Source organism: Streptomyces sp. NPDC001728, from assembly GCF_040297565.1.
Classification (GTDB): Bacteria; Actinomycetota; Actinomycetes; order Streptomycetales; family Streptomycetaceae; genus Streptomyces.
Window position 1 is genome coordinate 84,152 of sequence record NZ_JBEOZK010000006.1, and the last position, 23,735, is coordinate 107,886.

Sequence of the window (23,735 nt, forward strand, 5' to 3'; positions counted from 1 at the left end):
CCACGCGGAAGGTGAGAGGTGGAAGGCGTCGTGGATATGTGGCGCCGCCCTGCGGCGTACGGACACGACAGGAGCTGAGTGGCGTGTCGAAGGTGACGACCACCGACCTCTACGAGGTCACGATGGCCCTTTCGTACCTCCGTGAGGGGATGCGATCACCTGCCACGTTCAGCCTCTTCGTACGAGATCTGCCGCCGGAGCGGGGATTCCTCGTAGCCGCCGGGCTGGAGCCCGCGCTCGACTATCTGTCGGAATTCACGGTCGGCCCGGCGGACGTCAGGGACTTCGCCGAGGTGCTGCACCGCCGCGAGCAGGACCTCCACCCGCTCGTGGGGCTCCGTTTCGACGGCGAGGTGCGGGCCGTACCCGAGGGAACGATCGTCCTCGCCGGCGAGCCGCTCCTTGAGGTGACCGCGCCGCTCCCGCAGGCACAGCTCGTCGAGACGTATCTGCTCTCACTGATCTGCCACCAGACCGCGGTCGCCTCGAAGGCAGCTCGCTGTGTGATCGCGGCGGCGGGACGCCCGGTGATCGACTTCTCGTTGCGCCGCAGCCACGGTCCGCAGGCCGGGCTGGCCTCGGCACGGCTCGGAGCGTTGGTGGGGTTCGCGGGCACGAGCAACGTGGCCGCCGCCGTCCGGTTCGGAATCCCGGCATCGGGCACGATGGCCCACTCGTACGTCGAGGCGTTCCCGAACGAACTCGACGCCTTCCGCGCCTTCGCCCGGGCACACCCGGGCCCCGTCACCCTGCTCGTCGACACGTACGACACCGAGCGCGGAACCCGGACCGCCGCGCGCGTCCTGAAGGAGCTGGGCCCTCCGGACGGATGCGCGATCCGCCTCGACAGCGGTGACCTCGGCGCACTCGCGCGGCGCGCCCGCGCCCTCCTCGACGAGGCGGGACTTGCGGGGGTGCGGATCATCGCCAGCGGCGGCCTCGACGAACACGCGGTCGACACGCTCGTACGGTCCGGGGCGCCGATCGACGTGTTCGCCGTCGGCACGAAGGTGGGCGTCTCCGCCGACGCCCCGTACCTCGACGCGGCCTACAAGCTCGTCGCGTACGACGGACGGCCGGTCATGAAGCTGTCGTCCCGCAAGGTCACCGCCCCCGCACCCAAGCAGGTCTTCCGCCGACCGGACCTCCTGGACGTGATAGGACTGCGCGACGACCCCGCTCCGGCTGGCACTGAGCCACTGCTGCGAACCGTGATGCGGAACGGTCACAGGATCGGGCCGCGCCCCTCCCTCGCCTCCACGCGCACCCGTTTCGAGACGAACCTCAAACAAGTGCCGGAGGCCGCACGCCGCATCGACGAACCGCGAACGCCGGTGGTCTCCGTGTCACCGCGTCTGGCGGCCCTGACGAACGAGGTGAGGCGGCGCATCGCCGCCGCGACCGGGAGTGACACGTCATGAGGCACCGCAGCGTCGCCGATCTGATGACTCCCACCTCGGTGTGCGTCCGCCCGGATACCTCCCTTCGGGAGATCGCCCGTCTGCTCCACGAGTTCGACATCACCGCCGTGTGCGTCGTCGACGAGGCAAACCGCCCGCTCGGCGTGGTCTCCGAGCGTGACCTCGTCCGCCGTCAGGCGAACGGCGGCGGGGGGAACAGCGCCGGCGAACTCATGTCGAGTCCCGCCGTGGTGGCCCGGCCGGAGTGGAGCGTGGTGCGCGCGGCCCGGGTGATGGACCGGCAGGGCATCAAGCGACTGCCGGTCGTGGACGAGGAGGGAGCGGTCCTGGGCGTGCTGAGCCGCAGTGACCTGGTCCAGCTGTTCCTGCGCCGCGATCGTGCGATCCAGGAGGAGATCGTCGAGGACCTCCTCACCCGCACCCTGCGTCTGTCCCCTTCCGCGGTGAACGTCGAGGTCGTCGACGGCGTGGTGACCCTCAGCGGCGTTCTGCCGCGCCGCGGTCTGACGCCGGTGGTCATGCGGCTCTGCGGCAGTGTGGACGGCGTCGTGGGTGTCGTCGACCGGCTGCGGTACGACGACTGAGGTCGGCGACGGCGGGCCGGTTCCGCCAGACCCGCAGGCACTGTCGCGAGCCGGATCCGGCCGGTCGGTCTGGTCCGACCCATGGGTCCGGCGCGGGCGCCTACGGCCACGAGAGCCACCTGCTGCCGACCCTCCATGTCCTGGACAAAGCCGCCGGTCCCGCTCCTGACTCTCGCGATCTCGTACGGCGGTGACCGCCGCCGCGGTGGCCCGGCGCGCGCCACGGATTAGTTCAGGCCACCGCGAGCACCGTCATCAGGACCGCCGTGAGCAGTGCGGTGACGGCGAGGGCCGTGGCCCCGGGGGCGGGTACGTGCAGGCGTGCCGCCGGGGGGATGTCCTCCGCGCGGGCGGCGGCGGCGCGGGCGCGGCTCAGGGCGGCGGTCGGCGGGTGCTGCGGGAGGTCGACCCGCCAGGGGCGGCGCGGGTCGTGGCGGACGACGCCCGCGCGGTGGACGTGGACGTGCTGGAGGTCGAGGGGGTGCTCGACCGCGATCCGGTACGGCTCTCCCCCGTCCGGCAGGACGGTCAGGTCGAAGACGAAGGCGGCGCCCCGGGTGGTGAGCGAGTGCAGCCGCGCGGGCGCGAAGGCGGCACCCGGCCCGGATACGGGGCCGCGTGCGACGCCCGGCCGGTGGCGCAGCCGCGCCAGGCCGAGCGCCACCAGGAGGGCGACGGTGCCGTTCAGGCCGAGCATCATCACCCAGCGGGGGCCTTCGAACACCCCGTGCGCGAGCGCGGTGGCGGCGACGGCGGCGAGCACGGCCGTGCCGAGGGTGGCGGGAGTGGCGGCCTGGCGCAGCAGGGAGCGCAGGGGGAGACGGCCCGCCTCGGCCGGGGCGGTGTCGTGAGCGGGGTCCTGGGGCGGGGTGGTGTCGCCCGCGTCCCTGGGGCGTATCGCCCGGACGGCTCCGGCCACGACCAGGACGGCGCCGAGCGCCGCCAGGCCGTACGCCCAGAGGACCGCGTCGTCGTCCTCCCGGCCCACGAGCAACCCGTAGGCGGCCAGGAGGAGGGCGATACCGGCGCCCGCGGCCCCGAGGAACGGGGCCGCGAGCACGGCGGCGCCCACCAGCGAGGGCACGGCGAGGAAGAGCGCACCGCCCGCTAGCTGGTTCGTGGCGCAGCCGTCGGAGTCGCACTCCCACCGCACGCCCGAGTACTCGGTGGCGAACACATGGCAGACGTACCAGGTCTGCCAGAACAACAGGACGGCCGCCGCCGCCCAGGGCCATGAGGTCCGTCCGTACACGCGCGTGCTCATGGGCCGACCGTAGCCGGGGGGACCGGTGGTGCGGCAGGGCGGGGGCGCGTCCGATTCGTTCAAGACCGGAGGGTGGCGGCACGCCTACGGTGCCTCCATGGACAGGACATCCCGCATCACCCCGCAGCTGGACCTCATCGGTCTCGTCGTCTCCGACATGGCCGCCTCGCTCGCGTTCTACCGCCGTCTCGGCCTGGACGTCCCCGACTCCGGCGGGTCCGCCCCGCACGTGGAGGCGACGCTGCCCGGCGGGCTGCGGATCGCCTGGGACACGGAGGACGTCGTCCGTTCCTTCGACCCCGACTGGACGCGGCCCGAGGGCGGCCACCGGATCGAGCTCGCCTTCCGGTGCGGTACGCCGGGAGACGTGGACGCGGTGTACGAGGAACTGACGGCCGCCGGGTACCGGGGGCATCTGAAGCCTTGGGACGCCGTCTGGGGCCAGCGTTACGCGGTGGTCCTCGACCCGGACGGCAGCGGCGTCTCGCTGTTCGCCGACGCCGGCGCCGCTCCCGATACGGCCACCGAGGCCGTGTAGGCGCTCAGCGTCGTCCCCGCGAGTGCCCGTGTCTCGCGGGCCAGGTGGGCCTGGTCGGCGCAGCCCGCGCGCAGTGCCGCCTCCGCGTACGGCACGCCGTCCCGGACGAGCGCGAGCGCGCGCTGGAGGCGGAGGACGCGGGCGAGGGTCTTGGGGCCGTAGCCGAAGGCGTCCAGGGAACGCCGGTGCAGTTGCCGGGCGCCGAGCCCGACGGCCCCGGCCGTCTCCTCGACCGCCCGCCCGGCGGCGAGCCGGGCCACCACGGCCCGGAGCAGCGGGTCGGGGTCGGGCGCGTCGGCGGCCCGGCGCCGTACGAACGCGTCCAGGGCGGCGGCCGGACCCGAGGCCGCCCCGATCCGTTCGCCGAGCCGCCGCGCCTGCGCCTCGCCCCACAGCGCGGCGAGGGGAACCCGCCGGTCGCGGAGTTCGTGGGCGGGTACGCCGAGGAAGGCGGGCGCGTCACCGGGGGCGAAGCGGATGCCCGCGTACCGGGTTGCGAATTCGCCCGGCACGTACGCGCGTGTGTCGGGTCCGGCGACGAGGAGGTGTCCGTCGGCCCAGATCAGGTCCATGCAGCCGTCGGGCAGGACCGGCCGTTCGGCCGTGGCGGCGCCGGTGGCGCCGGCCGTGGAGCCGGCGGCGGTCCGGGTCCACAGGACGGCTCCGTCGAGCAGGGCGGGGCGTTCCTCGTACACCCCTCGACGATAGGCCCCGCCCGCTGGGTCAGTCCTTCTCCCAGCCGGAGTGGAGGCGGGACTTCACGTCGTCCGGGGGCAGGAACCTCGACCAGCGCTCGGGGAACTCGGAGGGCATGTCGGGGTCGTCCTCGTCGACGTCCTCCGCCTCGGCCCGCACGCGGGCGACGAGCTCGGCGGCCTGGACGGCGCGGGCCCGTTCGTTGGCCTCACGGGCGGCGGCGGTGGCGACGGAGGGCCAGACCCGGTCGATGGCGGCGTTCACGGCGGCGCCGACCAGGACGGCGAAGGCCGAGATGCCGATCCAGAGGAGGACGGCGATGGGGGCGGCGAGCGAGCCGTAGATCGTCGGGCCCTCGACCTGGCTGGTGAGGTAGATCCGCAGCACGAAGCTGCCGAGGACCCACATGCCGAGCGCGACGAGGGCGCCGGGGATGTCCTCGATCCACGGCGATCTGACGGGTACGGACACGTGGTAGAGCGTGGTGAGGAAGGCGACGGACAGCAGGATGACGGCCGGCCAGTAGAGGACGGCGACCACCTCCGTGCCCCAGGGCACGAGTTCGACGACCCGGTCGGGCCCGACCACCGCCAGCGGCAGGACGACGGCTCCGATGAGCAGCGCCACGATGTAGAGCAGCAGGGCGAGGAGCCGGGTCTTGACGATGCCCCGGTGCCCGTCGAGCCCGTACATGACGGTGATGGTGTCGATGAAGACGTTCACAGCGCGCGATCCGGACCAGAGGGCGATGGCGAAGCCGAGAGAGATCAGCTCGGGCCGTTTGCCCTGGGTGATGTCGTTCAGGAGCGGTTCGGCGATGTCGTGGACGCCCCGGTCGGAGAGGACCGTGCCGGCCGCGTGGAGGATGTTCTCCCTGATGCTGGCCACGGTGTCGGTGTTGGTCAGGGCGTCGGCGTAGCCGAGGACCGCGATCAGGCCGAGCAGCAGCGGTGGCAGGGACAGCAGGGTGAAGAACGCGGCCTCGGCGGCGAGGCCGAGGATCCGGTACTCGATGCACGAGTTGACGGTGTCCTTGAGGAGCAGCCAGGCCATCTTCCGCTTCGATACGTTGCGGTAGAGGACGCGCGCGCGGTGGAGCCTGCTCCAGGGCCGCCGATCGGGCCGTTCGGGTGTTTCGCTTGCTGCCTGCACCCGCTTACCGTATCGGCACCTCCCGCGGCACCTCCTCACTGAGGTCCGCGAGGAGCCGAGGAGCCGTCAGCGTGCCTCGGTGGGCTCCTCGCGGGGCGGGAGAGCCGCCATCGCCCATCGGATCGTCCCCGTCAGCGCCCGTCCGGACAGCCGTACGAGGCCTTCCGGAAGGTACGGCGCCGGGTGGAGGTCCAGCATCGTGCGGGCCTGCGGTGGCAGCAGCCGGACCGCGTTCGAGGCGAGTACGGCGTAGGGGCCGCGGGCGACCCACGGCAGCGGGGGTTCGCGGAGTACGAAGTGCGCCGCGTCCCGTGCCTGCGCCGTGGCGCGGAGTTCGGGGTGGTAGCGCGCCAGCCGGGCCGCGAGGGCGGTGCGGTCGCACGGCGGATCGGGGACCCCGAGGGCGCGGGCGACCCGAGCCGCGTCGGCGATGTAGGCGTCACAGCCGGCGCCGTCCAGCGGGGTGGCCCCGAAACGCTGGTGCGCGCGCAGGAAGCTGTCCACCTCCGCCACGTGCACCCAGCACAGCAGGTGCGGGTCGGCGGCGTGGTAGGGCTCGCCGTCCGGAGTGGTCCCCCTGATCCGCTCGTGCACCTCCCGGACGTGGTCCACGGCGCGCTGGGCGTCCTCGGCGGTGCCGTAGGTCGTGAAGGCGAGGAAGGTGCTGGTCCGCTGGAGGCGTCCCCAGGGGTCGCCGCGGAAGCCGGAGTGCCCGGCGACGGCGGCCATGGCGCGCGGGTGCAGGGACTGCAGGAGGAGCGCGCTCAGACCGCCGATGAACATGGACGCGTCCCCGTGGACGGTGCGGATGGGCCGCTCGGGTCCGAACCAGCGCGGGCCCGGGGTGCCGTGGATCCGGTCCCGGTTCCGCGGTCCCGAGGGTCCGGCGACGTGGCTGAACAGGCTGGTACCGACCCGCTCCCGCAGGCCCGGACCGGACTTCCCGGAGGTGTTCACGCTTCCATCCTCGCGCGCGGGCGCGCGGAACGCCGAGCCTGCCCGGCGGTGGTTGCACGCGGTCCTGTCACTCGGGCCCTCCGTCGGCCGGTGGGAGGAGAGGACCCAGGGGGCCGAGATCGAGGTTGAGGTCCTGGAGTGTGTAGCCGTGCTCGGCGCAGAGGTCGCTCAGCGCGTCGTGCAGCGCCATCAGGGTGGCGCCCAGCTCTTCCTCCTGTTCGTCGGTGAGGCCGCCGGCGTCGACGCGCCGCAACGCCTGTCTCTCGATGAGCTGGCGAAGGAGTTCCACGACGGTGAGGACGAGTTTGAGGAGGTCCTCCTCGACCGACTCGTGGTCGGTACGGATTCTGCGCGCGGGGCGGCCGGGCGCGTCGGCGGGGGCGGGCGGTGCCTGCACGAGGCGGAACGCGTCGCCCAGGGCGGCGCCGATGCCGTCCAGGGGCGGGGACGTACCCGGAACGCCGTCCGGTTCTCCGGGCGCCGGGCCGGTCCCGGTCACGTCTGCCTCCGGGCCGATGGCCCGAGCGGATCCGCCTCGGAGCCGACGGACACGATCAGAGCGCGCAGAGAGACGCGGACGAGGTCGATGTCGGCGATCGAGAGCACGATGTCCCCGGAGAGGACCACACCGCCGCTCAGCAGTCTGTCGAGCAGGTCGATGAGGGCGACCTGCCGGTCGGGGAGCGGCTCGTAGGGTGGGGCGACGCTCATCGTGGCGGTCCGTTCGACGCGACACCCTCCTGGGGCGGCTCGGACGGCGGGGGCGGCATGGCGAAGGAGTACGGGGCCCACGGGCCGGTCACCTCGACGCGTACGCCGTCGAGGTCTGCCGCCACGGCGGCGAGCGCCGCGCGGAAGCTCTCGATCCGGTCGTCGGGGACGAGATAGGCGTCGTTGAGGACGTTCTCCTCGGGCCCCGCCAGTGCGCCGTGCTGGGCGGGATGGCGGACCCGGTGGGTACGGAACCGGGAGACGAGTGTGTCGATGCGCCGGGCGGCCTCCTGGGCGCTTCGGTAGTAGTCCTCCCTGGCGCTGTGCTGGGCCCGGCGGTGCTGGAGGTAGGCCTTGCCCGGGCTGAGTGTGCCGGTGCTCCCGGGGCCGTCGGCGCCACGGTCCTTCGAGGACCCGCTCGCGGCGATGTACAGCTTGACGCCCCATTCGCTCCGGTCACGGAGCAGGGCGATGCGTTCGGCGAAGAGGTGCCGCTGGACGGCCAGTGCCTCGCGGGCGCCTTCGTCGTCCTGGTAGAGGGTCGCGAGCCGCAGCGGGAGGACGGTTTCGTGACGGGATATCACCTGCACCACCTCGTGGTGGGTGCGGGCGATCTCCTCCAGCCATTCCAGGTCCTCGAAACGGGCCTTCAGCGTCCGCTCGTCGAACTCGTCCGACGCCACCCGGCTGATGACGAACGCGACGGGGGGCGAGGGGCTTTCACCCTCGGGGGGCGCGTCCTCACCGAGGAGGGACACGGCCGCGCCCGACACGCCGCGGACGCCCTCCACGGCTGTCCGCACCCGCCCCGTGTCGGGTACCACGGCGTAGACGTAGGTGAGGTTCTCGCGGTCGGTCATGTGCTGCGCCTTCGTCGTGCCGCCCCTCGGCGCGGCGTCGGCCCGTCTCCCCCGTCCCCGTCGTCCGCGTCGAGGTCCTGGTCCGGCTCATCCGCATCGAGTTCTTCCGCCTCCGGCTCGCCGGCCCGCTCACGCCGCCGGAGCGATTCCGGCTGCCGACGTTCGCCGCCGGTCACCGCGTCGCGCTTCAGCGCCTCCACCTCCGCGCGGAGGCGGCGGTTCTCCTCCTCCAGCGTCTTCCCACTGTGCTTCGAGGAGAGCGAGGGATCGTGCTCCCACCAGTCGATGCCCATCTCCTTCGCCTTGTCCACGGAGGCGACCAGGATCCGCAGCTTGATGGTCAACAGCTCGATGTCGAGCAGGTTGATGCGGATGTCTCCGGCGATGACGATGCCCTTGTCCAGGACGCGCTCCAGGATGTCCGCGAGGTTCGCGGAGGAACTCGGCCCGTACGGCACCGGCGAGGCCCTGGAAGGTACGGACCCGAAGCGGTCGGGCAGGGGATCAGACACGGCAGCGGTCCTCGTTTCCCGTCATGGCGTGTGCGTGCGGTGGGCGGAGATCTCCTCGAGCCGGTCGAGCAGCTCGTCCTCGCGGGCCTCGAAGGTCTCCTGGGAGATCTCCCCCCGCACCAGCCGGTTCTCCAGTTCCGAGAGCTCGCGCCAGACGGGAGCCGGGTTGTAGTACTCCTCCTCGGCCTTGTCCAGCACTCTCTGGGCGACCCAGGTCACTCCGCGCACCGGCGCGAGGGGAAGGGTGAGCAGGGATGTCAGCAGCCCCATCGGTTCTCTCCTCCCGGGTCACTCCGCTCACTCCACGAAGCTGTACGGCGGCAGCGGGCCGTTCAGCCGGAACTCGACACCGTCCCCGGCCTGGCGGGCGAGGTCCGCCGCCTCGGTCCGGAACGCCTCTTGACGGTCGTCGGGGACCAGGAGTGAGAAGTTGAGGAAGTCCTCGCCGGACGCCTGCCGTACGGTGTGCTCCCGGGCGTACGGCACGAGGGCTTCGACGAGTGCGGACGCCAGGGCGTCCTGTCGTTCCCGCACCTGTGCGGCGACCAGTTGCCCGAGGGCCAGCGGGAGCTGCGGATCCCGGTCCCCGCCACGGATGCGCTCGTTGAGTTCGCGGGCTTCGGGGGTCTCGCGCAGGATCAGCCGCAGGAGGTCCCCCTCGTCCTGGGACGCTCTCACGTGGAACTCGGCGCACCCTTCGACCCGGTCCAGATTGGCGAGATAGCCGTCGGCGTCCCTCTGGAGCACCTGCTCGACGGTCGACTCGTCGGCGGCCGTGTAGCCGAACTGCAGGGGCAGGACGGGGCCGCCGCGCATGAGGTGCTCCTGCACCTCCTGGTGGATCGAGAGATCACGCCGCTTGGGCCGGATCTTCTCGGAGATGTCGCTGACCACGGCGCACAGCGGCCCGGAGGAGATGCCGCGCACGGAGGCCGGCTCGGAGCCGACGCCGGACAGGCCGTCGATGTCGAGGGGGTGGTTCTCCGCGGTGATCGCATAGACGTACAGGGCCATCGGTCACTCCTTCTCCCGTCGTGCCGGGCGTCGGGCGGCCGGCCGTCGGCGTCGGGGCGCGGGTTCCTCCTCTTCCTCCTCCTCGTCCGTTTCCTCGTCGTCACGGGACTTCCCGGTCAGGGACTCCGTCACGGCCTCGACCGCACCGGTGAGCGCGCCCTTGGACTTGCCGTGGGCCCCGCCCTCCATCATGCCGCCGACGACTTCGGGGAGTTGCGCCGGAGCCTTGCGGCCCGCTTCCAGGTCGAGCCTGTTGCACGCCTCGGCGAAGCGGAGGTAGGTGTCCACGCTGGCCACCACGATCCGGGCGTCGATCTTGAGGATCTCGATCCCGACCAGTGACACGCGCACGAAGACGTCGATCACCAGACCGCGATCCAGAATGAGTTCCAGGACGTCGTAGAGGCTTCCCGTGGAGCCACCTCCGGCCCTGACGGGGGCACTGCCGCTCTGCGGCACCATGGTCATGGTGCCTCCTTCCACGGCCGCGCCTGACTCAGAACGGCCGATCGATCATTCCTCGGGTGTAGCGACGGGTTCGTTCGAAGGAGATCAGCGTGCCCTCCTCGTCCAGGGAGACCTTGTAGCTGGCCAGCACGCTCGTCGTGTCGGGGATCCGCTCCAGTTCCATCACCTCCACCTGTGCGTCCCACCCCGAATCGGTGGGCTTGAGCGACGAGACGGACTCAGGAGGCCTGCCGAGCAGTTTCGCGAGCTGATCGATGGCCGCGGCCATCGCAGAGCCCGCGTCCACGGCTTTCGATCTGCTCGGCGCCGACTTGCGCCGAGTGGACGAGCGCGGCTCGTCGGCGGGGCGCGAGGCTCTCCGCCGAGGTCGATCCGGATCCACTGGGCCCATGACACTCCTGAGACGCAGAGCTACTTAAGGCTAGAATTTCACCTTATAGGGATGTACGCCATGTCCGGAGGACAGGCTGGTTCCCCACCGCCCCAGCGGGGCGCCCCCACGCGACTCCAGCGGACGCGTGACATGACCGGGGCGTACCGCGCGAGCAGCGGAACGGTCGTGCCCCCCGGTGAAGGGACAGGGGTCATGGAGGACACGACCAAGATCGCCCTGGCGGCCGCGGTGGCAGGCGGCTACGTACTGGGACGGACGAAGAAGGCTCGCCTCGCGTTCACCGTGGCGACCTACCTGGCCGGCCGGCGCTTCGGCCTCGAACCGGGGCAGCTCATGACGCAGGGACTCGCCAAGCTCAAGGACGTCCCCCAGGTCGCCGAGATGGGCGAGCAGTTGAAGGGTGAGGCGCTCGACGCCGGCCGCCAGGCCCTCACCGCGGCGGCCAACCGCAAGCTGGCCGACTTCGCCGACTCCCTCCACGAGCGGACTCTCGCCCTCGGCAGCGGCGGTGACCAGGAGGAAGAGGAGGGCGAAGAGGACGAGCGGTACGACGACGACGCGTGGGAGTCCGATGAGGAACCCGAGGGCGAGCACGAGGAGGGCGAAGAGGACGAGGAGTGGGAGGAGGAGCCCGAGGGCGAGTACGAGGAGGAGCCTGAGGAGGAGGAACCGGAGGAGGAACCCGAAGCCGAACCGGAGGCGCCACGGAGGCGCCGGTCAGGCGGCACCGCGTCCCGCTCACGGTCGGAGACCACCGGGTCCCGCTCCCGTAAGGCGTCCTCACGCGGTACGGCGTCATCCGCCGAGAAGACCAGACCGGCCGAGAAGGCTTCGTCGTCGGCAGCGGCGGAGAAGGACACACCGAAGAAGCGGTCCACGTCGAGCCGGAGCACGGCACGGAAGTCCACTCCGGCGAAGAAGAGCGCTCCGGCGAAGAAGACGGCTCCCGCCAAGAAGACCACAGCCGCGAAGAAGACTGCCTCAGGACCGGCGAAGAAGTCGACCACAGCGCGCAGGCCGGCCGCGAAGAAGGCAGCGACGCGCAAGCCCGCGGCCAAGAAGGCGGCGACGCGCAAGCCGGCCGCCAAGAAGACGACCGCGCGCAAGCCCGCGGCCAAGAAGACGTCGGCGCGCAAGCCCGCGACGCGGAGGTAGGTCATGGCAACCGAGGACCGCGACCGCGGCAGCACCAAGACGTCCGAATCAGGGCTGGACCGACTCATCAGCGAACTGGGCGGCTTCCTGAGCGCGCAGACCGGTCAACTGGCCGAGAAGGCCACGGACAAGCTGGGGGACGTCACCGACCAGCTCTACGACGTGGCGGACAACGGCGGCAAACTCACCGACATAGGCGGGCGATTGCTGAAGGGCGACTCCCCCGTCAAAGCCATGGTGGGCCAATCGCTGGGTGGGCTGAAGGACAAGGTCACCGAGACGGCGTCGAATCTGTTCGGCTCGGGAAAGGGAAAGCGCAAGAGCGGCACCCAGAAGATCACCAGCATCGTCGAGACCGTCGACGTGGGCGCACCGATCCGCAGGGTCTACAACCACTGGACCCAGTACGAGGACTTCAGCGGATTCACCAAGGGCGTCCGCAACGTCTCGCAGGGCGACGAGACGAGCAGTGACTGGAAGGTCAAGGTGGGCCCCTCGACCCGGAGTTGGAAGGCCACGGTGCAGGAACAGGTCCCCGACGACCACATCATCTGGACCTCCGACGGAGCCAAGGGCTCCACGCGGGGTTGCGTCAGCTTCCACGAGCTGGGCCCCTCGCTCACCCGGATCCTGCTCACCGTCGAGTACTACCCCTCCGGCCTGTTCGAGAAGACGGGCAACATCTGGCGTGCCCAAGGGCGCCGACTCCGGCTGGACATGAAGCACTTCCGGCGCCACGTCACCCTCACCGACGACGAGCCCGAGGGCTGGCGCGGCGAGATTCGCGACGGCGAGGTGGTCCGCTCGCACGAGGACGCGCTCGAGGAGGAAGGCGGACCCGCCGAAGGCGAGGACGTGGACGAGGCCGAGGACGCCGAGGCGGAATTCGAGCCGGAGGAGAGCGACGAGGAGACGGAGGACGACTACGCCGACGAGGACGAGGCGGACGAGGGCGACTACGCCGACGAGGACGAGGAGACGGAGGAGGACGAGACGGAGGAGGAAGAGACCGCGGGCCGGCGCCGCCGCGGACGCGGACGCTGAACCGCTCGGGTGCGCAAGGAAGGAGCGGCCTCCGCGGGCCGCTCCTTCCTTCGGTCTCCGCACGTCGACGCCGTGCCCGCGCCGACCGGTGGGTCAGCGCTTGAACGCGTCCTTGACCTTCTCCTTCGCCTGCTTCGCGTCGCCTTCGACCTGCTCGGCACGGCCCTTCATCGCCAGGCTCTCATTGCCCACGGCCTTGCCCGTGGTCTCCTTCACTTTGCCCTTGGCGGTCTTCGCCACGTTCTTGGCCTTCTTGCCTCCGGCCATTTCTGTCACCTTCCCGCACGTGTCCCCCCACGTCCCGCAACGAGACGCCTCGTGGCGCCTTCCCCCAACACCGGTATCCATGCGGCCCGGCGGCGGTCCGGTCACTTCTTGAAGAAGTCCTTCGCCTTCTCCTTCCGGGCCCGCGCTTTCCCGCGCAGCCCCAGAGCGGCCCCTTTATCTTCCGTGGTCTTCTTGCCCCGCATACGAGCCGTCTTCTGAACGGCCTTGCCCACGATCTGCTCGGCCTTGGCTTTGGCCTTCTCCTTGGCACTCATGGAGGTCCCTCCTCCCGCGTTCGCAGATCCGCGCGGATGTGGGGGGCTCGGCATCGACACGGCCGTCACCTCGGATCGCCCGCGCGGGACGGGACACTTCCACCGTAGACCCGGCGTGAGCATCAGGCCCCGCGCGTACGGAGCACGGGCTGCGGTCGCGTGTCACCGGAGCTCGTCCGCCCTCCGCCCCAGGGGCCGTGCCAGTCCAGGCACAGGACGGTCGCGTCGTCATGCGGGGGCCGGCCGCCGTAGGCGTCGGAAACCGCGCCGACGAGGGCGCGTACCGCTTCGCGTGGATGCTCGGTCGCGGTCTCGCGCAGGAGGCCGGGAAGGTCGACCGTCCGAGCGTCGCGTTCCTGCATCCCGTCGGTGTGGAGCAGCAGGCGGTCACCGGGGAGCAGGTCCACGTCCTGCACCTGGTAGGCGCCCTGCTCGGCGACGCCGAAAGGCAGGTTGACGTCGAGCTGCAGTTCGTCGACCGCCCCGTCGCGCAGCCGTAGCGGCCACGGGTGCCCGGCGTTGACGAGCTGGGCGCTGGATCCGTCCAGGGCAACGCGCAGCAGCTGCCCGGTGGCGAGGGAGCGGTGGCCGTGTTCGAGGAGGGCCTGATGGGTCTGACGGGCCTGCTCCGCCAGGTCCTCCCCGGCCCTGCGGGCGCCGCGGGAGGCGTTGACGAGCAAGGTGGCCATGAGCGAGGCGCTCACGTCGTGACCCATGGCGTCGGTGACGGACAGATGGAGGGTGCCGGCGTCGAGGCTGTAGTCGTAGGTGTCGCCGGCGATGTCGGAGGCCGGGACCAGGGCGCCGGCGAGGGTGAACTGGAGCGCTTCGCACGAGGCGGCCGAGGGCAGGAGCTGGCGCTGGATCTCGGCGGAGAGGCTGACGGTCCCGGTGCGGTTGCCCCAGTGGTAGAGGTCGGTGAACCTGCGGTCGGTGACGATGACGTAGGCCAGCGCACGCGCGGCGTCCGCGACCTGCTCCAACACGTCAAGGGGGGTGTGCTCAAGGGACAGTTCGAGGACTCCGATGACGTCGCCGCGGTGCGTCACCGGGGCGAGCAGCCGCTGCCCGTGCTCGCCGTCCGGCGCCAGCACCAGCCGCTGACCGCTCAGGACCTCGTCGTACGCCCCGGTCCCGGAGAGCAGGACCTGCGCCGCTCGTTCCTCGTGATGGACGGCCGCGGTGTCGTGGACGCGCAGCAGACGCCGGCCGACGATGTCGACGCACAGGAACGACACGTACCGGGCGCCGAACCGGACGCGCAGCTCGCGCGTCACGACGTCGAGGGAGTCCACCGGCGCGGCGGCCTCCGCCGCTGCCAGGACCTCGGCCGGTCCGATCCGCTCACCCGTCACGTCAGCCTCCCGGTATCGCGGCCCGTCGAGGCCACGACAGCGGTACTGCGTGGCAGGAGGCCCGCTCGCCTCGGACGCTACACACTCCTGGTCCGCTCCGGCGTTCACACGCCGGGCGGGTCGCCGGGGCGGCGGCGTCGAGATCGGTCGAACGGCGGCCCTTCGCAGCGCGCGGGTCCGGCCCGGGGTCGGTCCGGCCCGGCCGTGCTGGTCCGGCCCGAGGTCGGTCCGGCCGTCGTGCGTCGAAGGTGATGCCGTCCGCCCGGCAGAGGGTGAGCTGTCGTCGGCCGGATCGGACAGCGGCGGGAGGAGTTCTTCACCGCCTACCGCGAGAAGGTGCTGCCCGCACTGGGCGGCTGAGCGGTGCTCCGCCCGGGTTCCTGGGCGAGCGGGTGGCGCAGTGCGCTGTGCCCCCGGCCCCACGCGCCGCGGATGTGGTCGGCGAGCCGGTCCTCCAGCAGGACGGTCGCGGCGCAGCCGAAGGCGATGTCGGGCTCCAGGGCGGGCTCGTCGGTCAGGAGTCCGCCGACGACGCCGTGGCGCACGACCTGTTCGTGGACGGCGTCGGCCTCCACGTGTTCGGCGTAGAAGTGTTCGGCGGCGGCTCCCGCCCCGCATCGCCGCATCGCCTCGGCCAGGCGCCTTGAGCCGGGTGACGACGTGATCTCCACGCAGGCGAAGTGGCCGACGAGGGCGCCGCGCAGGGCGCGGTGGAGCCCGAACAGCGACATCTGGTTCACGGTCGCCAGGAGGGGCGCGGGCGCGTGGTCGAGATACCGGCCGTAGGCGTGGTCGAGGCCGAGGTCGTCCATGAGGTCCGCGAAGAGTCTCGCGTGCACGCGTTCGGCGCGGCCGGCGCCGAACTCGTCGTACTCGATGGCGGCCATGGCGGCTTTGGCCCGTCCGGTGAGACGGGGGACCACCCAGACGTGCGGGTCGGCTTCCTTGAGGTGGTAGAGGGAGCGCAGGGCCGCGTACTCGCGCAGCTGCCACAGTTCCCCGTCGGTCGCGAGGCGGTGGCTGAGGCTGTCGGAGAGGTCGACGGGCTCCACGAGGAGCGGTGCGAAGGCGTCCTCGACCGTCCGCGGCACCTCGGGCAGCCGGGCGCGCAGGGCGTCGAGGAACCGGGCCTCCATCTCCCGGCGCAGCCTCAGCAGATCGGGGTCCCACTCACGTGCGTCGTCCACTCCTTCGAAGCCCCTGTAGTGCAGTTCGTACAGGAGGTAGAGGGCGAGCTGGAGATCCTCGCCCCAGACGTCGGCGCTCGCCACGGCCCCGGGGCCGTAACGCGGCGGGCCTCCCGAACGCAGGGCTTCCGTCACGGCGTGGGACAGCTCGCCACGCCCGTCCACGAGGCGGGGGGTGGGAGGGGGCGCGGCCGACGGGCCGGGGCGGGGAGGGAGCGTCACGACGGCCTGTCCTGGGTCGACCTGTTTTGCTCTGTTACTTCCTGTGCTTTTTTGTTCTGGTTCGATCTCTCTCCGGATTTCTTGCCCTCGGCCGGCCGGGCGGTTCGCCCCCGGCGGCGGTGGCTGGTGTCGCACCAGGGGTACGTACGGCTCCGACGGCAGGTGCATACGGCGACGGAGAAGCGGTCGGACCGGACGACCGTCCCGTCGTCCAGAACGATCTCGACCGGGCCTTCCACCAGTACCGGGCCCCGCGGATCCACGGACACCCGGCGCGCGGGCGCGGGGCGCGGCGTGTCGTCAGGATTTCCGGGCACGGATGACCACCAGCTCTTCCCGCTGCTCGGCTTCGAGCGCCAGGCCCTGCCGCTCGAGCCAGGCCCGTCGCGAACGCAGGACCGGCCCCCAGGGGACGGAGGCTCGCGCCGTGACCTCGGCGGACAGGCCCGTGCCGGTCAGCCGGTCCACGGTCGTCTCCGCCCCGCACATGCCCGAGTGCACCATCAGCAGAACGCCACCCGGGCGCAGCAGCGCCGACGCCGCCGCACAGATCCGGTCGATCATCAGGCGTCCGTCGGGGCCCGCGTCCCAGGCCCGCTCCGCGCCCCGAGAGGGCAGCCGCGCCCTGGGCGCCGGCACGTACGGGGGGTTCGTCACGACCAGGTCGAAGAGCCGCCCCTTCGTACGCGCCAGGAAGTCTCCGTGCAGGACGCTCAGGGTCAGCCGGTGGGCCAGGGCGTTCACCCGGGCCGTCGCCACCGCGGGCCAGGACACGTCGACCGCCGTGACCGCGGCGCCCCTGCGGGCGGCGTCGAGAGCGAGCGCTCCGGTCCCGGTGCCGATCTCCAGGACGTCCGTGCGGGGGCCGAGTTCCTCATGGGCGAGCGCCTCGGCGAGCAGACGCGTGTCCGCCTGTGGCCGGTAGACGCTCGGCAGGGCGACCAGGCCGCCGGGGAGGCCGCTTGAGGTCGGAACCGTGCTCAACATCACGTACCTCCGGGTTCGGGCGCGGCACCCGTGCGGTCGGCTGCCACGGGCTACAGCCTGCGACTGCCCCGAGGAGGGCACCTCATGCCCGGCGAGATCACTTGTCGTGCCCGCCCGGACGCCCGGGACCTCGGCGTCGACCGCGCCGGGCACGCCATGCCGGGCGCGGCGGATACGGCGCCGGGGCCTCGGCGGCGGGCCCTCGACGGGTCGGCCCGAGCGCCGCTCCGCCCGGGGTGCGGACAGGTCCGTCAGGCCCGACCGCAGCAAGTCCGCCGTGTCGACGTCGCCGGCGCGGGGAGTCGCGGCGCCCCTTCACCGCCCACGCCCGTTGAACGCGCGCCGCGACGCTCAGTCGGCCGGTGACCAGAGGGCCGCCAGAGTCCCGCCGCCCGGGGTCAGCCCGCCCCACCCGCCGGGCAGGTCCACGACCACCACGCCCGAGGTCGGGAATCCCGACCTCACCCGCTCCAGGGGGTCCTGGGGGCCGCTCCCGCACAGCGCCACCGCCAGCTGATGGATGCCGGGGTTGTGGCCGACCAGAACCAGGCGGCCGAGGCCCGGTCCCCGCTCCGCCAGGACGCTGACCAGCAGGCTCGGGGCCGCATCGTAGAGCCGCTCGTCGAACACGACGGGCGGAGGCTCCTCCAGCGCGGGGACCGCGAGCCGCCAGGTCTGCCGCGTCCTGCGGGCCGGGGAGCACAACACCAGATCGGCCGTGAGACCGGAGTCCGCGAGCCAGCGGCCCGTCCGGGGTGCGTCGGCCTCTCCGCGTCCGCTCAGAGGACGATCGAAGTCGGGGATCGGCTGGTTCTTCGGGACGGCCTTGGCGTGCCGCACCAGCAGCAGTCGGCACTCGGCCGCCCCGTCGGGGGGCGCCGACACCGGCCGGGGTCCGGGATGTGGGGACATGGCCGCCTCCTTCCCGAGAGGGCCGGTGGCCGGAATCCGTTCGACGAACGGTCGGCTACCGGGCGGCTGTTCCATCGTCCCATCTCCGCACGGACCGGCCCGGTCGGCGAACGCAGGGACTCGGCTCTCCCCCCGTCGGCGCCCTACGGGCCCCTCCGGCCGTGTCCGGGGGCCGGGGCCGCTTCGGGCCTCTTCACACACCGGCCCCCGCCGTTGACACGGCTCGTCCCCGCCGTTGACACGGCTCGTCCGCGCGGTCGACACGGCTCGTCCGCGCCGTTGACACGGCTCGTCCGCGCGGTCACCGCGACGCCCACAGAACACCGTGGCCCCGGCACCCGTATCTGCGTAGGCTCCGGGGCATGACAGTGCTGTGCGGCGAAGCCCTCGAACTCCGGCCTTCCGAGCCCCACGACGCCCCCGCGCTGGCCGCGATCCGCGCCACTCGCGAGGTGCGGGCCCGCTGGCGCGGCGGGCCCGACCTCGGAGCCGAGGTCGCGGAAGACCTGGCGGATCCCGACACCCACTGCATGACGATCTACCGGCAGGACCGGATCATCGGCATGATCCAGTGGTACGCCGAGGAAGAGCCCGACTACCGGCACGCCGGCATCGACCTCTTCCTGGACCCCGCGGTGCACGGCCGAGGCCTGGGCACCGACGCCGTCAGAACCCTCGCCCGGCACCTCGTCCACGATGCCGGTTTCCACCGACTGGTCATCGACCCGGCCGCCGACAACGCGGCCGCCATCCGCTGCTACGCCAAGGTCGGCTTCCGGCCCGTGGGCCTCATGCGGCAGTACGAACGCGGTGCCGACGGCACCTGGCACGACGGCCTGCTCATGGACCTCCTCGCCGAAGAACTGAGCTGATCCAGGCCGGCACCCGGTGCTCCGCTCCTCCACGACGTGGGGCGGGAATCCGCGGCGGATGACGGCGGCGACGCCGGGTAGCCGCGTAGGTGGGGCGACTCCGCCGGCGGTGCGAGGAGAGCGCGATGACGGCAAGGAGGTCGCCGGCTCGCAGCACCGGCTCGCAGGGAAGGAACCCGCCGCCATGACACAGCGACAGCGCACGACCGTACGACGACTGATGGACGCCTACGGGCGGACCCACGCCGAGGAAGCCGGCATCAGGCTGCGGAACACGCCCGCGCCCCTGTACCAGCTGCTCACCCTCTGCGTGCTCTTCTCGGTCCGCATCCGGGCCGACATCGCGGTGGCGGCGGCGCGCGAGCTGTTCGGAGCCGGGCTACGCACACCCCGGGCGATGGCGGATTCCTCCTGGCAGGACCGGGTGGACGCACTCGGCCGCGCCCACTACCGCCGCTACGACGAGAGCACGGCCACCGCGCTGGGGGCCGGGGCGGGGCTCGTCCTCGACGCGTACCGCGGAGATCTGCGTCGTCTGCGTGACGAGGCCGACGGGGATCCGGAACGCATCCGCGAGTTGCTTCGGGAGGTTCCGCGGATCGGTCCGGTGGGAGCGGACATCTTCTGCCGCGAGGCCCAAACCGTGTGGCCCGAGCTACGCCCCTCGTTCGACGACCGCGCGCGTGAGGCCACCGCCGAGCTCGGCCTCCCGAGGTCGCCCGAGGGCCTCGCGCGGCTGGTGGACACAGAAGACCTGCCGAGGCTGGCTGCCGCCCTGGTGAGGTTCGGCCTGTCCGGGAACGCCGCCGAGGACCTTCTGGCATGAATCCATGATTTTGCGTGTGCCCGACGAAAGCGGGGGCACGCGAACTCTCGGAGGTTGATATCCATGGTTCCCCTGCTTCTCGTCCTGCTCCTGATCCTGCTTCTCTTCGGCGCGGGATTCGCGCTGAAGATGCTCTGGTGGATCGCCATCGCCGTTCTGGTCCTGTGGCTGATCGGCTTCGTGGCCAGGCCCAGGGGCGGCGGCGGCCGCTGGTACCGCTGGTAGCGCCGGACATCCATGGCCGGGGCATCGCGGCATCGGCATCGGCCGTCCGTCAGCCGGACCGGGTGCTCGCCCGCCGCCCCGCCGGGGTCTCAGTCCCGGTCTCCGGCGGCGTCGGCGTCGGCGTCGGCGTCGAGGATGTCGACGATCGCCGAAGCGAAGGCGTCGAGGTCCCCCGGCCTGCGAGAGGTGATCAGGGGATGGCTCCCGGTGGTGTCCACGACGACTTCCCGATCCAGCCAGGTGGCGCCCGCGTTCTCGAGGTCGGGGCGGAGGGAGGGATACGACGTGAGGTCGCGGCCCTCGGCCAGCTCGCTGTCCACGAGGATCCAGGGTCCGTGGCAGATGGCGGCGATCGGTCTGCCGGCCTCGGCGAAGGCCGAGAGGAGACGACGTGCGTCCGTGTCCGTCCGCAACCGGTCGGCGTTGACCGTGCCGCCGGGCACGACCACTGCGGCGAACCCGTCCGCCGTCGCCTTCGCCATGGTCGTGTCCGGTGGGACGGTGGCTCCCGGCCTGCGGTCGGAGACCAGGGTGTGGACCGCCTCGTCCTTCTGCGCGGCGACGGTGACGCGGGCGCCGGCCTTCCGCAGATCGGCGGCCGGCTTCAGCAACTCGTCCTGCTCCGTGCCGTAGTTCGTCGTGAGGATCAGTACGTTCTTGCCGTCGAGTGACACGGTGGCTCCCTGTCTCCTGTCGGGTGTGCGGCTGCTTCGGTCGTTCGCGCAGCGCTCGGGAAGGTGTGACCGTCGAGGGCCTCGGCCACGGTTCCCGCCGCCTCAGGGGGCGCTCTCGTCGAGCGCCTCGTCCAGCGTCTCGTACACCCGGAAGATCGCGCGGACGCCGGTGACGTCGAACATCCGGTCCACCGGCGGGCGCAGCCCCGAGAACTCCACCGTCCCCCCGCCCTCCAGCGCCCACAGGCGTGCCCTCAGCAGGGCGTTGAGCCCGGACGAGTCGCAGAACGCCAGGGCCGAGCAGTCGACGACGACCCTCCCGGCTCCGACGTGTTCCTCCAGGGCCGCGCTCAGCGGGGGCATCGTGTCGCGATCGAGTTCGCCCGCGACCGACAGGACGACGGTGTCCGTGCCCGGCACGGATCGGACCTCGACCGTGAACCCGGCGGGCGTGGACGCGCCCTCTCCGGCCACCGGATCTTCGTCCTTCATGGGCGCACCAGCCTTCCAGGACGCTTTTTGCCCTGTTTGCACCCTATCGGTCACCTGCTCTTCCGCGGGGCGCGAGCGGGACGGAAAGCGGCGGGTGTCTGCGCACCACAGGCGGACGTCCGGGCACGCACTCGCACCCGGACGTCCGTCTACTACGCGTGAGGCCTGCTCGGAGGCCGGTTCCGGTCGCCACCCCGGCGCGTGGCGCTCCCGGTCCGCCTATGCCTCCGGGCCGAACACACGGTTCCGGGTCACCACCGGTACCAGCGACCGCTGCCGCTCCGCATGAAGAACCCCAGCACCCACAGCACGAGGAGGGCGATGGCCACCCACCACAGCACGTCGAGCGCGAAGCCCGCGCCGAAGAGAATCAGAATCACCAACAGGACGAGAAGCAGGGGAACCATGACGCCACCTCCGAATGCCGCCGGGGGCCCTCGGACCATCCTTGGCGCGGCGGCCTCCGTTCCCTGGCGGTTGCCCGTTCTCCACGGTGTCATGCATCCGTCGTGAGGGGAGCGAAGACCGTCGCTTGCGACGGTCGTGGGAGCGAGCGGCGGGCATCCGCCGCGAGAAGCCACGACCACGACCGTACGAGGGTGGCCGGCCAGGAACACCGCACGCGACGCCATGCCCCCGGGACGTGATCTACGTCCGCCCGGCCGGGACGCTCACCGTCGCCGCACACCCTCACCATGACCGGGGACCCGGTCCAGGCACCCGAGGACAACACCGCCCCGGCGCCGCAGGGTGGGGAGTGTCACGGCCCCGAGGGGTACCAGAACGGGCGGCGGACGCGAACCGGAGCGGGATCCTCACCGGATCGGCGCCCGTGATTGAACCCGGACTCTCCGGGTACGCGCGGAAAGACACCGAATGGTTCGCGACACAGGCAGGAGGCACGACATGAGCATGGTGAAGCAGACGATCGACGTGGACGTTCCCGTGCGGAACGCCTACAACCAGTGGACGCAGTTCGAGGAGTTCCCGAGCTTCATGGAGGGCGTCGAGGACGTCACCCAGGTCGACGATCGACACTGCCACTGGCAGACCAGGATCGCGGGCGTCCGGCGCGAGTTCGACACGGAGATCGTCGACCAGCTGGCCGACGAGCGCATCTCGTGGCGCACCGTCGGCGGCGACGTGAAGCAGAAGGGCGTCGTCACCTTCCAGGGACTCGACGAAGGTCACACCCGGGTGAGTCTCGCCATGGACGTGGAGCCCGAGGGCATGGCCGAGAAGGCCGCCGACGCGCTCGGCGTCCTGGACCGGCGGGTCAAGGGCGACCTCAAGCGGTTCAAGGGCTTCATCGAGGAACACGGTCACGAGACCGGCGCCTGGCGCGGTCGCGTACAGCCTTCGGACACGGTCGGCGGTCCGACCCGCGCCGGCTCACCGACGCCGTCCGACGCGCCGGTCCGGGAGGCTCCGGGGACGATGGGCGCGCCCGGTGCGACGCGTACGTCCTCGGGAGCACGGGAGGCCTGGCCGATGCCGCCCGGCGGCTCCGACGGCCCCCGCCCGAGCTGACCACGGGGCGAGTCCGGCCGCCTTCTCCCGCGCCGTTCCACGGAGCCTGCCGCCCGCTCCCGACAGGGGGCGGGCGGACCGCGCTCCGCACCCGGCCCTCAGAATCTCCCGACATCCCCGTTTCGAACCCGTCCGTCGCGGCTAGCCGCGCAGCATGACCTCCTCCGCCGGGGCGGAGACGACGCCGTTGCCCGCCCTCCGTGATCCGTAGGGAGACCGTCATGGACCGCGCCGCGCTCTTCGACATCGACGGAACCCTTGTCGACTCCAACCATCTTCACGTCCTCGCCTGGTGGGAGGCCCTGCGTCAGGGCGGGCACGAGGTACCGTCCCAGGCCGTGCACCGCGCGATCGGCCTGCCGGGGGACCGGCTCCTGGAGCACCTGCTCGGTGCGGGCCGGGATCTGTCGGAGGACGAGCGGCTCGGCACCGGCCACGACACCTTGTACGCCACCTTCTTCGAGCGGTTGCGAGCCTTCGACAAGGCCTCCGACCTGCTGCGTGTCGTCGCGGCCGACGGCTGGAAGGTCGTCCTGGTGACCTCGGCCACCGACCGGGAGCTCGGGGCCCTGCGGCGGGCCGTCGACGCGGACGACGTGATCGCCGAAACCGCCACCGCCGAGGACGTCGCAGCGGGCAAGCCCGCCCCCGATCCGGTCGAGCACGCGCTCACCCTGGTGCGCGTGGCGCCCGACCGGGCCGTGTTCGTCGGCGACACGGTCTGGGACATGAAGGCCGCCCGCCGCGCGGACGTCACATGCGTCGGGCTGCTGTGCGGCGGCATCCCGCGGACCGATCTGACCGCAGCGGGGGCCGTGGCCGTCTACGACGATCCGGCCGACCTCCTGGCGCAGTTGGACACCAGCCCGTTCAGGACCTTCCCCGGCACCTGAGTCCACGGCCCCGGCGCACGGGTGTGCACCATGGGATCCGGCACCACGTGATCAACGGGGCGGGCGCCGGCGGAGCGGGCGCGGATCGAGGTCTGAGGGGCCGTCCGTCCGTACGGGGGGGGAGCCGCCTGCGCGTACGAGTGAAGGGCCGGGCCGTTCCTACGGGAAAGCTTGCCGCGCATACCAGGGGTGGACCGCAGGGGGTCGGCACGCGCGGAAAAGCGGGGGTGGTGCTGCGCCGACACGGC

32 protein-coding genes are annotated in these 23,735 nt (G+C 72.0%); 10 read left to right on the forward strand and 22 right to left on the reverse strand.

Translation table 11 applies throughout. The features are described from left to right. The first annotated feature begins 83 nt into the window (after window positions 1–83). Both ABT154_RS11730 and ABT154_RS11735 read left to right on the forward strand, forming a co-directional pair. Window positions 84–1,421, forward strand: coding sequence for a nicotinate phosphoribosyltransferase (locus ABT154_RS11730; RefSeq protein WP_351855974.1), 1,338 nt, complete (start codon window positions 84–86; stop codon window positions 1,419–1,421). Further along, the gene (locus ABT154_RS11735) at window positions 1,418–2,005 is read left to right on the forward strand and encodes a CBS domain-containing protein (protein WP_351855977.1); all 588 of its coding nucleotides are present in this window, start codon (window positions 1,418–1,420) and stop codon (window positions 2,003–2,005) included. Before ABT154_RS11730 ends, ABT154_RS11735 begins: the two co-directional genes overlap by 4 nt. Before the next feature lie 232 nt (window positions 2,006–2,237). Here ABT154_RS11735 and ABT154_RS11740 read toward each other — a convergent pair whose 3' ends face one another. Beyond that, complete coding sequence (locus ABT154_RS11740) at window positions 2,238–3,269, reverse strand: hypothetical protein (protein WP_351855980.1); 1,032 nt, start codon at window positions 3,267–3,269, stop codon at window positions 2,238–2,240. Between the two features lie 97 nt (window positions 3,270–3,366). Between ABT154_RS11740 and ABT154_RS11745 the strand changes: the two genes are divergently transcribed. Next, window positions 3,367–3,807, forward strand: coding sequence for a VOC family protein (locus tag ABT154_RS11745; RefSeq protein ID WP_351855983.1), 441 nt, complete (start codon window positions 3,367–3,369; stop codon window positions 3,805–3,807). Here the strand turns inward: ABT154_RS11745 and ABT154_RS11750 are convergent. The 11 genes from ABT154_RS11750 to ABT154_RS11800 form a co-directional block, all read right to left on the reverse strand. Continuing rightward, complete coding sequence (locus ABT154_RS11750; RefSeq protein WP_351855985.1) at window positions 3,717–4,502, reverse strand: helix-turn-helix domain-containing protein; 786 nt, start codon at window positions 4,500–4,502, stop codon at window positions 3,717–3,719. The two genes, ABT154_RS11745 and ABT154_RS11750, sit on opposite strands and share 91 nt — an antisense overlap. A gap of 28 nt (window positions 4,503–4,530) precedes the next feature. Further along, window positions 4,531–5,655 carry a YihY/virulence factor BrkB family protein gene (locus ABT154_RS11755; protein WP_351855988.1) on the reverse strand — a complete coding sequence of 375 codons (1,125 nt, stop codon included), beginning with the start codon at window positions 5,653–5,655 and terminating at the stop codon, window positions 4,531–4,533. 66 nt (window positions 5,656–5,721) lie between these two features. After that, a complete protein-coding gene (locus ABT154_RS11760; protein WP_351855990.1) occupies window positions 5,722–6,612 on the reverse strand; it encodes an oxygenase MpaB family protein in 891 nt (296 codons plus the stop codon). A 67-nt stretch (window positions 6,613–6,679) separates the two neighbouring features. Next, entirely contained in the window at window positions 6,680–7,111 is a 432-nt protein-coding gene (locus tag ABT154_RS11765) for a gas vesicle protein K (protein WP_351855993.1), read from the reverse strand. Beyond that, a complete protein-coding gene (locus ABT154_RS11770) occupies window positions 7,108–7,323 on the reverse strand; it encodes a gas vesicle protein (RefSeq protein WP_351855995.1) in 216 nt (71 codons plus the stop codon). Before ABT154_RS11770 ends, ABT154_RS11765 begins: the two co-directional genes overlap by 4 nt. Further along, window positions 7,320–8,183, reverse strand: coding sequence for a GvpL/GvpF family gas vesicle protein (locus ABT154_RS11775; RefSeq protein ID WP_351855997.1), 864 nt, complete (start codon window positions 8,181–8,183; stop codon window positions 7,320–7,322). Before ABT154_RS11775 ends, ABT154_RS11770 begins: the two co-directional genes overlap by 4 nt. Next, on the reverse strand, window positions 8,180–8,695 hold the full coding sequence (locus ABT154_RS11780; protein ID WP_502969486.1) for a gas vesicle protein: 516 nt from the start codon (window positions 8,693–8,695) through the stop codon (window positions 8,180–8,182). The genes ABT154_RS11775 and ABT154_RS11780 overlap by 4 nt, the downstream gene beginning before the upstream one ends. 21 nt (window positions 8,696–8,716) lie before the next feature. Further along, on the reverse strand, window positions 8,717–8,965 hold the full coding sequence (locus ABT154_RS11785; protein WP_351855999.1) for a gas vesicle protein GvpG: 249 nt from the start codon (window positions 8,963–8,965) through the stop codon (window positions 8,717–8,719). 27 nt (window positions 8,966–8,992) lie between these two features. Then, a complete protein-coding gene (locus ABT154_RS11790) occupies window positions 8,993–9,709 on the reverse strand; it encodes a GvpL/GvpF family gas vesicle protein (RefSeq protein WP_351856002.1) in 717 nt (238 codons plus the stop codon). A 3-nt stretch (window positions 9,710–9,712) separates the two neighbouring features. Next, complete coding sequence (locus ABT154_RS11795; protein ID WP_351856004.1) at window positions 9,713–10,177, reverse strand: gas vesicle structural protein GvpA; 465 nt, start codon at window positions 10,175–10,177, stop codon at window positions 9,713–9,715. A 28-nt stretch (window positions 10,178–10,205) separates the two neighbouring features. After that, window positions 10,206–10,568, reverse strand: a complete 363-nt coding sequence (locus ABT154_RS11800) for a gas vesicle protein GvpO (protein WP_351856007.1) — start codon at window positions 10,566–10,568, stop codon at window positions 10,206–10,208. 195 nt (window positions 10,569–10,763) lie between these two features. Between ABT154_RS11800 and ABT154_RS11805 the strand changes: the two genes are divergently transcribed. Both ABT154_RS11805 and ABT154_RS11810 read left to right on the forward strand, forming a co-directional pair. Continuing rightward, a complete protein-coding gene (locus ABT154_RS11805; RefSeq protein ID WP_351856010.1) occupies window positions 10,764–11,726 on the forward strand; it encodes a histone protein in 963 nt (320 codons plus the stop codon). A 3-nt stretch (window positions 11,727–11,729) separates the two neighbouring features. After that, entirely contained in the window at window positions 11,730–12,770 is a 1,041-nt protein-coding gene (locus ABT154_RS11810; protein WP_351856012.1) for an SRPBCC family protein, read from the forward strand. Window positions 12,771–12,863: 93 nt separating this feature from the next. Here ABT154_RS11810 and ABT154_RS11815 read toward each other — a convergent pair whose 3' ends face one another. From ABT154_RS11815 to ABT154_RS11845, 7 genes are all read right to left on the reverse strand, one after another. Then, a complete protein-coding gene (locus tag ABT154_RS11815) occupies window positions 12,864–13,037 on the reverse strand; it encodes a CsbD family protein (protein WP_351856015.1) in 174 nt (57 codons plus the stop codon). 101 nt (window positions 13,038–13,138) lie between these two features. Then, on the reverse strand, window positions 13,139–13,312 hold the full coding sequence (locus ABT154_RS11820) for a hypothetical protein (protein WP_351856017.1): 174 nt from the start codon (window positions 13,310–13,312) through the stop codon (window positions 13,139–13,141). Window positions 13,313–13,434: 122 nt separating this feature from the next. Beyond that, on the reverse strand, window positions 13,435–14,667 hold the full coding sequence (locus ABT154_RS11825) for a PP2C family protein-serine/threonine phosphatase (protein ID WP_351856020.1): 1,233 nt from the start codon (window positions 14,665–14,667) through the stop codon (window positions 13,435–13,437). A gap of 323 nt (window positions 14,668–14,990) precedes the next feature. Continuing rightward, window positions 14,991–16,076: an iron-containing redox enzyme family protein gene (locus tag ABT154_RS11830; protein ID WP_502969487.1), complete on the reverse strand. Its 1,086-nt coding sequence runs from the start codon at window positions 16,074–16,076 to the stop codon at window positions 14,991–14,993. After that, window positions 16,073–16,393, reverse strand: coding sequence for a CDGSH iron-sulfur domain-containing protein (locus tag ABT154_RS11835; protein WP_351856021.1), 321 nt, complete (start codon window positions 16,391–16,393; stop codon window positions 16,073–16,075). Before ABT154_RS11835 ends, ABT154_RS11830 begins: the two co-directional genes overlap by 4 nt. After that, a complete protein-coding gene (locus tag ABT154_RS11840; protein WP_351856024.1) occupies window positions 16,377–17,063 on the reverse strand; it encodes a HemK2/MTQ2 family protein methyltransferase in 687 nt (228 codons plus the stop codon). The genes ABT154_RS11835 and ABT154_RS11840 overlap by 17 nt, the downstream gene beginning before the upstream one ends. A gap of 351 nt (window positions 17,064–17,414) precedes the next feature. Continuing rightward, window positions 17,415–17,975: a SixA phosphatase family protein gene (locus ABT154_RS11845; protein WP_351856026.1), complete on the reverse strand. Its 561-nt coding sequence runs from the start codon at window positions 17,973–17,975 to the stop codon at window positions 17,415–17,417. 362 nt (window positions 17,976–18,337) lie between these two features. Here ABT154_RS11845 and ABT154_RS11850 point away from each other — a divergent pair, with 362 nt between their 5' ends. From ABT154_RS11850 to ABT154_RS11860, 3 genes are all read left to right on the forward strand, one after another. Next, complete coding sequence (locus tag ABT154_RS11850) at window positions 18,338–18,847, forward strand: GNAT family N-acetyltransferase (RefSeq protein ID WP_351856027.1); 510 nt, start codon at window positions 18,338–18,340, stop codon at window positions 18,845–18,847. Window positions 18,848–19,031: 184 nt separating this feature from the next. Next, window positions 19,032–19,673, forward strand: a complete 642-nt coding sequence (locus ABT154_RS11855; protein ID WP_351856030.1) for an endonuclease — start codon at window positions 19,032–19,034, stop codon at window positions 19,671–19,673. Between the two features lie 63 nt (window positions 19,674–19,736). After that, a complete protein-coding gene (locus tag ABT154_RS11860) occupies window positions 19,737–19,898 on the forward strand; it encodes a hydrophobic protein (protein ID WP_351856032.1) in 162 nt (53 codons plus the stop codon). Window positions 19,899–19,987: 89 nt separating this feature from the next. Here ABT154_RS11860 and ABT154_RS11865 read toward each other — a convergent pair whose 3' ends face one another. The 3 genes from ABT154_RS11865 to ABT154_RS11875 form a co-directional block, all read right to left on the reverse strand. Beyond that, window positions 19,988–20,572 (reverse strand): type 1 glutamine amidotransferase domain-containing protein, encoded by a 585-nt coding sequence (locus tag ABT154_RS11865; protein ID WP_351856034.1) that lies wholly within the window; start codon window positions 20,570–20,572, stop codon window positions 19,988–19,990. A gap of 102 nt (window positions 20,573–20,674) precedes the next feature. Next, window positions 20,675–21,064 (reverse strand): STAS domain-containing protein, encoded by a 390-nt coding sequence (locus ABT154_RS11870; protein ID WP_351856037.1) that lies wholly within the window; start codon window positions 21,062–21,064, stop codon window positions 20,675–20,677. Window positions 21,065–21,315: 251 nt separating this feature from the next. Beyond that, window positions 21,316–21,471, reverse strand: coding sequence for a hydrophobic protein (locus ABT154_RS11875; RefSeq protein ID WP_351856039.1), 156 nt, complete (start codon window positions 21,469–21,471; stop codon window positions 21,316–21,318). Window positions 21,472–21,970: 499 nt separating this feature from the next. Between ABT154_RS11875 and ABT154_RS11880 the strand changes: the two genes are divergently transcribed. Together ABT154_RS11880 and ABT154_RS11885 are read left to right on the forward strand one after the other, a co-directional pair. Continuing rightward, on the forward strand, window positions 21,971–22,594 hold the full coding sequence (locus tag ABT154_RS11880) for an SRPBCC family protein (RefSeq protein WP_502969488.1): 624 nt from the start codon (window positions 21,971–21,973) through the stop codon (window positions 22,592–22,594). A 221-nt stretch (window positions 22,595–22,815) separates the two neighbouring features. Then, complete coding sequence (locus ABT154_RS11885) at window positions 22,816–23,487, forward strand: HAD family hydrolase (protein WP_351856042.1); 672 nt, start codon at window positions 22,816–22,818, stop codon at window positions 23,485–23,487. Window positions 23,488–23,735: the final 248 nt, after the last annotated feature.

Bases quoted from the DNA above. Each gene is read 5' to 3' on its own strand.
- ABT154_RS11735 (WP_351855977.1), top strand. From the start codon at position 1,418: ATGAGGCACCGCAGCGTCGCCGATCTGATGACTCCCACCTCGGTGTGC.
- ABT154_RS11740 (WP_351855980.1), bottom strand. From the start codon at position 3,269: ATGAGCACGCGCGTGTACGGACGGACCTCATGGCCCTGGGCGGCGGCG.
- ABT154_RS11745 (WP_351855983.1), top strand. From the start codon at position 3,367: ATGGACAGGACATCCCGCATCACCCCGCAGCTGGACCTCATCGGTCTC.
- ABT154_RS11770 (WP_351855995.1), bottom strand. From the start codon at position 7,323: ATGAGCGTCGCCCCACCCTACGAGCCGCTCCCCGACCGGCAGGTCGCC.
- ABT154_RS11775 (WP_351855997.1), bottom strand. From the start codon at position 8,183: ATGACCGACCGCGAGAACCTCACCTACGTCTACGCCGTGGTACCCGAC.
- ABT154_RS11785 (WP_351855999.1), bottom strand. From the start codon at position 8,965: ATGGGGCTGCTGACATCCCTGCTCACCCTTCCCCTCGCGCCGGTGCGC.
- ABT154_RS11790 (WP_351856002.1), bottom strand. From the start codon at position 9,709: ATGGCCCTGTACGTCTATGCGATCACCGCGGAGAACCACCCCCTCGAC.
- ABT154_RS11795 (WP_351856004.1), bottom strand. From the start codon at position 10,177: ATGACCATGGTGCCGCAGAGCGGCAGTGCCCCCGTCAGGGCCGGAGGT.
- ABT154_RS11800 (WP_351856007.1), bottom strand. From the start codon at position 10,568: ATGGGCCCAGTGGATCCGGATCGACCTCGGCGGAGAGCCTCGCGCCCC.
- ABT154_RS11805 (WP_351856010.1), top strand. From the start codon at position 10,764: ATGGAGGACACGACCAAGATCGCCCTGGCGGCCGCGGTGGCAGGCGGC.
- ABT154_RS11810 (WP_351856012.1), top strand. From the start codon at position 11,730: ATGGCAACCGAGGACCGCGACCGCGGCAGCACCAAGACGTCCGAATCA.
- ABT154_RS11815 (WP_351856015.1), bottom strand. From the start codon at position 13,037: ATGGCCGGAGGCAAGAAGGCCAAGAACGTGGCGAAGACCGCCAAGGGC.
- ABT154_RS11820 (WP_351856017.1), bottom strand. From the start codon at position 13,312: ATGAGTGCCAAGGAGAAGGCCAAAGCCAAGGCCGAGCAGATCGTGGGC.
- ABT154_RS11840 (WP_351856024.1), bottom strand. From the start codon at position 17,063: ATGTTGAGCACGGTTCCGACCTCAAGCGGCCTCCCCGGCGGCCTGGTC.
- ABT154_RS11845 (WP_351856026.1), bottom strand. From the start codon at position 17,975: ATGTCCCCACATCCCGGACCCCGGCCGGTGTCGGCGCCCCCCGACGGG.
- ABT154_RS11850 (WP_351856027.1), top strand. From the start codon at position 18,338: ATGACAGTGCTGTGCGGCGAAGCCCTCGAACTCCGGCCTTCCGAGCCC.
- ABT154_RS11855 (WP_351856030.1), top strand. From the start codon at position 19,032: ATGACACAGCGACAGCGCACGACCGTACGACGACTGATGGACGCCTAC.
- ABT154_RS11860 (WP_351856032.1), top strand. From the start codon at position 19,737: ATGGTTCCCCTGCTTCTCGTCCTGCTCCTGATCCTGCTTCTCTTCGGC.
- ABT154_RS11870 (WP_351856037.1), bottom strand. From the start codon at position 21,064: ATGAAGGACGAAGATCCGGTGGCCGGAGAGGGCGCGTCCACGCCCGCC.
- ABT154_RS11875 (WP_351856039.1), bottom strand. From the start codon at position 21,471: ATGGTTCCCCTGCTTCTCGTCCTGTTGGTGATTCTGATTCTCTTCGGC.
- ABT154_RS11880 (WP_502969488.1), top strand. From the start codon at position 21,971: ATGAGCATGGTGAAGCAGACGATCGACGTGGACGTTCCCGTGCGGAAC.
- ABT154_RS11885 (WP_351856042.1), top strand. From the start codon at position 22,816: ATGGACCGCGCCGCGCTCTTCGACATCGACGGAACCCTTGTCGACTCC.